Origin of the sequence: Streptomyces phyllanthi (assembly GCF_009377205.1) — a bacterium.
GTDB classification, from domain to species: Bacteria; Actinomycetota; Actinomycetes; order Streptomycetales; family Streptomycetaceae; genus Streptomyces; species Streptomyces phyllanthi.
The window spans coordinates 1-4722 of the sequence record NZ_VJZE01000592.1; the positions used below are offsets into that span (position 1 = coordinate 1).

The 4722-nt window shown below is 69.4% G+C and carries 4 protein-coding genes; all 4 read left to right on the forward strand.

Annotation, left to right across the window (positions count from 1 at the left end; all coding sequences use genetic code 11):
• Positions 1-120 precede the first annotated feature (120 nt).
• The 4 genes from FNH04_RS41545 to FNH04_RS41560 all read left to right on the forward strand — a co-directional run bounded on the left by FNH04_RS41545 (position 121) and on the right by FNH04_RS41560 (position 4625).
• Entirely contained in the window at positions 121-549 is a 429-nt protein-coding gene (locus FNH04_RS41545; RefSeq protein ID WP_228031937.1) for an antibiotic biosynthesis monooxygenase family protein, read from the forward strand.
• A gap of 256 nt (positions 550-805) precedes the next feature.
• Entirely contained in the window at positions 806-1546 is a 741-nt protein-coding gene (locus FNH04_RS41550; RefSeq protein WP_152791423.1) for a response regulator transcription factor, read from the forward strand.
• Positions 1543-3141, forward strand: a complete 1599-nt coding sequence (locus FNH04_RS41555; protein ID WP_152791424.1) for a sensor histidine kinase — start codon at positions 1543-1545, stop codon at positions 3139-3141. The genes FNH04_RS41550 and FNH04_RS41555 overlap by 4 nt, the downstream gene beginning before the upstream one ends.
• Before the next feature lie 14 nt (positions 3142-3155).
• Positions 3156-4625, forward strand: coding sequence for a bifunctional glycosyltransferase family 2/GtrA family protein (locus FNH04_RS41560; protein ID WP_152791425.1), 1470 nt, complete (start codon positions 3156-3158; stop codon positions 4623-4625).
• Positions 4626-4722: the final 97 nt, after the last annotated feature.

Sequence of the window (4722 nt, forward strand, 5' to 3'; positions counted from 1 at the left end):
GAGTCAGGCCGAGGGGGAGACGGGGGCATGAGGGCTGGAGAGTAAAGACTTGGATCCCTTACGGATCCCGTTCGGAAAGGTGGTGGACGAGGAGCGGTGCTCACCCCGAGAGTGGGCGACATGAGCGATCACCTTGACGCACCTGACCAGTCCGTTGTGCCGACCGCCGCCGTCGCTGACATCGGCGGTGCAGTGCCTGTCCCGGCCCACGAACCGCCGTACTACGCCGTCGTGTTCACCTCCGTACGGACCGCTGACCAGAGCGGGTACGGGGAGACCGCCGACCGGATGGAGGAGTTGGTGCGGGGGGTGCCCGGGTTTCTCGGGATGGATCAGGCGCAGACGCCCGGTGGGCTGTCCATCACCGTGGGGTACTTCCGGGACGCGGAGGCCCTCGCGGAGTGGCGGACCGATGTCGAGCACCGGGCGGCGCAGAAGCGGGGGCGGGCCGAGTGGTACGAGCGCTACACCCTGCACGTGGCCAAGGTCGAGCGAAGCCAGGCGTTCGAGCGGAGCCATGACGGACCGGTGAGAGAGACGGGCCAGTGAGAGAGACGGACGAGCGTGAGCGGGAGGTGAGTGAAGGGGACTCCACATGAGCGGAAGCTCACTCACCCCTGTGAATCCTGTGGGCCGGCCGAGCGCGTCCATAGAAACGGCCATGGAAAATGGCTGGTCGGCGGGTTGAGTGCCCGGGAAGCCGATGGTCTTCCCAAGGGTTGGCTGAGAGGTGCCTGTGAGTTTCTCAGGAAAATCACAGGTTCCCGAAAGGGTGCTCTCAGAGGGGAGCGCCATCGTGTCCGGCATGACCACGACCTCGCCCCAGGGGCGCACCGAACTGCTGAGGCCGGACGGGAGCCCCGTCCGAGTGCTTGTGGTGGACGACGAGCTGTCGATCACCGAACTGCTGTCCATGGCCCTTCGCTACGAAGGCTGGCAGATCCGTAGCGCGGGTGACGGGCAGGGGGCGGTGCAGACCGCTCGCGAGTTCCGGCCCGACGCCGTCGTGCTCGACATGATGCTGCCGGACATGGACGGGCTGGCGGTTCTGGGGCGGCTGCGGCGTGAGCTGCCCGAAGTGCCGGTTCTCTTCCTGACCGCCAAGGACGCCGTCGAGGACCGTATCGCCGGGCTCACCGCCGGTGGCGACGACTACGTCACCAAGCCGTTCAGCCTCGAAGAGGTCGTGGCCCGGCTGCGCGGGCTCATCCGGCGTTCGGGGGCGGCCGACCGGCGCTCCGACTCCGTGCTCGTCGTCGGGGACCTCACCCTGGACGAGGACAGCCACGAGGTGTCGCGGGCCGGGGAGAACATCCACCTCACCGCGACCGAGTTCGAGCTGCTCCGGTTCCTGATGCGCAACCCGCGGCGCGTGCTCAGCAAGGCGCAGATCCTCGACCGCGTGTGGTCGTACGACTTCGGTGGCCAGGCCAACGTCGTCGAGCTCTACATCTCGTATCTGCGCCGGAAGATCGACGCGGGGCGTGAGCCGATGATCCACACCCGGCGTGGGGCCGGCTACCTGATCAAGCCCGCGGCGTCATGAGCGGGCGACGACGGTCGCGTACGCAGGGGCAGAGGCGGGAACGCCAGCCGCGTACGCTGCGGACGCGGCTCGTCGTCTCCGCGGTGGTGCTCATCGCCGTGGTGGCCGCTGTGATCGGCACGGTGACGACCATCGCGATGGGGCAGCGTCTGAACGAACAGCTGGATGGCACGGTCACGGACGTCGCGAAGCGTGCCGGCGGTCCGCCGGAGATGGCCAAGGACCCGAACTTCCGAAAGCCCGAGAAACCGCTCGACTTCGTCACCAGGGGCCCGCAGGTGCTCGGCACCATCGGCGCCGTGGTCAGCGGGAACGACCAGATCTCAAGTGCGGTCCGCAGCGCGGAGTCGACGAACAGCATCAACGGCGAATCCGCGGCCGTCGCACTCACCGACACGCAGAAGAACGAGCTCGTCCAGGTCCCGCGCGACAAGAAGTTGCACACGATCACCCTCACCGACCTGGGTGAGTACCGCGTGCAGTACACGACGGGCCCGAAGGGCGACTTCTACGTCGCCGTGCCCACCAAGTCCGTCACCGAGACCATCAACACCCTGATCATCGTCGAGATCAGCGTCACCGCCGCCGGGCTCGTCGCCGCCGGTATCGCCGGTTCCGTGCTCGTCGGTGTCGCCCTGCGTCCCCTGCGCAGGGTGGCCAACACCGCGACCCGTGTCTCCGAACTGCCCCTGCACACCGGCGAGGTGACGCTCAACGAGCGGGTCCCCGAGTCCGAGACCGACCCCCACACGGAGGTCGGCCAGGTCGGCGCGGCCCTCAACCGGATGCTCGACCACGTCCACGGCGCTCTGCACGCGCGGCAGCAGAGCGAGATGCGGGTGCGGCAGTTCGTCGCGGACGCCAGCCACGAGTTGCGGACTCCCCTTGCCTCCATCCGTGGGTACGCCGAGCTGACCAGGCGAGGGAGAGAGGAGATCGGGCCCGATACGCGGCACGCGCTCGGGCGGATCGAGTCCGAGTCCGGGCGGATGACCCTGCTCGTGGAGGACCTGTTGCTGCTCGCGCGGCTCGATGCCGGGCGGCCCCTGCAGTTCGAGCAGACCGATCTCATTCCGCTCGTCGTGGACACCATCAGCGACGCGCGCGCGGCCGGGCGCAGTCACAACTGGCGGCTCGACCTGCCGGACGCACCCGCTGTCGTGTCGGCCGACGCCGCGCGGTTGCAGCAGGTGCTCGTCAATCTGCTCGCGAACGCGCGTACGCACACACCACCTGGTACGACCGTCACCGCGCGCATACAGCGGCGCGGGACGTGGATGTGCGTGGACGTCGAGGACGACGGGCAGGGCATCCCGCCGGAACTGCTCCCTCGCGTCTTCGAACGGTTCGCGCGCGGCGACTCCTCGCGTTCCCGTGCCTCCGGGTCGACCGGTCTCGGCCTCGCCATCGTGCAGGCCGTCGCGGACGCGCACGGCGGTGCCGTGACCGTCGACAGTGTGCCCGGGCGGACCGTCTTCACGGTTCACCTGCCCGCGCTCACCATGCCGGTGCACTCGCTTGACCAGGCAACGAACTGGCAATCGGACTCACAGGCACACCACAGCACCACCACATGGGTAGAACAGGGCGTCTGACCAGAGTCGTTCCCATGCGAACCGACTCTTCTCCCGGCAACCTGCCGGCGCGGGAGCACCTCCCGGCCGGAGACGCCGGTACGCCTGTCCTGGACGTAGTGATCCCCGTCTACAACGAGGAGAAGGACCTCCAGCCGTGCGTCCGCAGACTGCACGAGCACCTGGCGCGCACGTTCCCGTACGCGTTCCGCATCACGATCGCGGACAACGCGTCGACGGACACCACCCCGCAGGTGGCCGCGCGGCTGGAGGCGGAGCTCCCGGAGGTCACGTCCTTCCGGCTGGAGCAGAAGGGGCGCGGGCGGGCGCTGCGGACGGTGTGGTCCGCGTCCGACGCGCCGGTCCTCGCCTACATGGACGTGGACCTGTCCACCGACCTCAACGCGCTGCTCCCGCTGGTGGCGCCGCTGATCTCCGGTCACTCCGACCTCGCCATCGGCTCCCGGCTCGCCCGGTCCTCCCGGGTGGTGCGCGGCCCCAAGCGGGAGTTCATCAGCCGCGTCTACAACCTCATCCTCCGCGGCTCGCTCCAGGCCCGCTTCTCGGACGCCCAGTGCGGATTCAAGGCGATACGCCGAGATGTCGCCCAGGTGCTGCTGCCGCTGGTGGAGGACACCGGCTGGTTCTTCGACACCGAGATGCTGGTCCTCGCCGAGCGCGCGGGGCTCCGGATCCACGAGGTGCCGGTCGACTGGGTCGACGACCCCGACTCGACGGTGCACATCGTGAAGACCGCGACCGACGACCTCAAGGGCGTGTGGCGGGTCGGCAGGGCGCTGGCCACCGGGTCGCTTCCGCTGGACCGGCTCGCCCGGCCCTTCGGTGACGACCCGCGCGACCGCGAGATCAAGGACGTACCGCGCGGCCTCGCCCGCCAGTTGGTCGGGTTCTGTGTCGTGGGCGGTCTGTCGACGCTCTTCTACCTGTTGCTCTACAGCGGTTTCCGTGCCTTCACCGGTTCGCAGTTCGCCAACGCGCTCGCCCTGCTCGTCTCGGCGATCGCCAACACGGCGGCCAACCGGCGCCTGACCTTCGGCGTCCGCGGCCGGGACCATGCCGTGCGGCACCAGGCGCAGGGACTGGTGGTGTTCGGCATCGGGCTCGCCCTCACCAGCGGTTCGCTCGCCGCCCTGAACACGGCGACGAGCAGCCCCGCGCACTCCACGGAACTGGCGGTCCTCATCGCCGCCAACCTCGCGGCGACGGTGCTGCGGTTCCTGCTCTTCCGGGCCTGGGTGTTCCCGGACCGGCGCGAGGGTGCGGGTGACCTCGCGGCCTCGACCGTCGTCGCCTCGCACACCCCGTTCTCGCCCACGTACGTGACGGCGTCCCCGTCGCCGTACGGCACCTCCCCGTACCCCACTTCCCCGTACGCCACATCCCAGTTCCGCGCCGGTGACGCCGCGGACCGCACCTGGGGGGACGCGACCGTGCAGTTGCAGCCGGTGCGCCCGCACGATCACGATTCGAGGAACGCACGATGACCACGCAGTACGACACGACACCCCAGCAGGGGGTGAGTCCCACCTGGGAGCCGCCCGCGACGACAGCGGGCCAGGAGCCCCCGGCCCCGGAGACGCC

Bases quoted from the DNA above. Each gene is read 5' to 3' on its own strand.
- FNH04_RS41545 (WP_228031937.1), top strand. From the start codon at position 121: ATGAGCGATCACCTTGACGCACCTGACCAGTCCGTTGTGCCGACCGCC.
- FNH04_RS41550 (WP_152791423.1), top strand. From the start codon at position 806: ATGACCACGACCTCGCCCCAGGGGCGCACCGAACTGCTGAGGCCGGAC.
- FNH04_RS41555 (WP_152791424.1), top strand. From the start codon at position 1,543: ATGAGCGGGCGACGACGGTCGCGTACGCAGGGGCAGAGGCGGGAACGC.
- FNH04_RS41560 (WP_152791425.1), top strand. From the start codon at position 3,156: ATGCGAACCGACTCTTCTCCCGGCAACCTGCCGGCGCGGGAGCACCTC.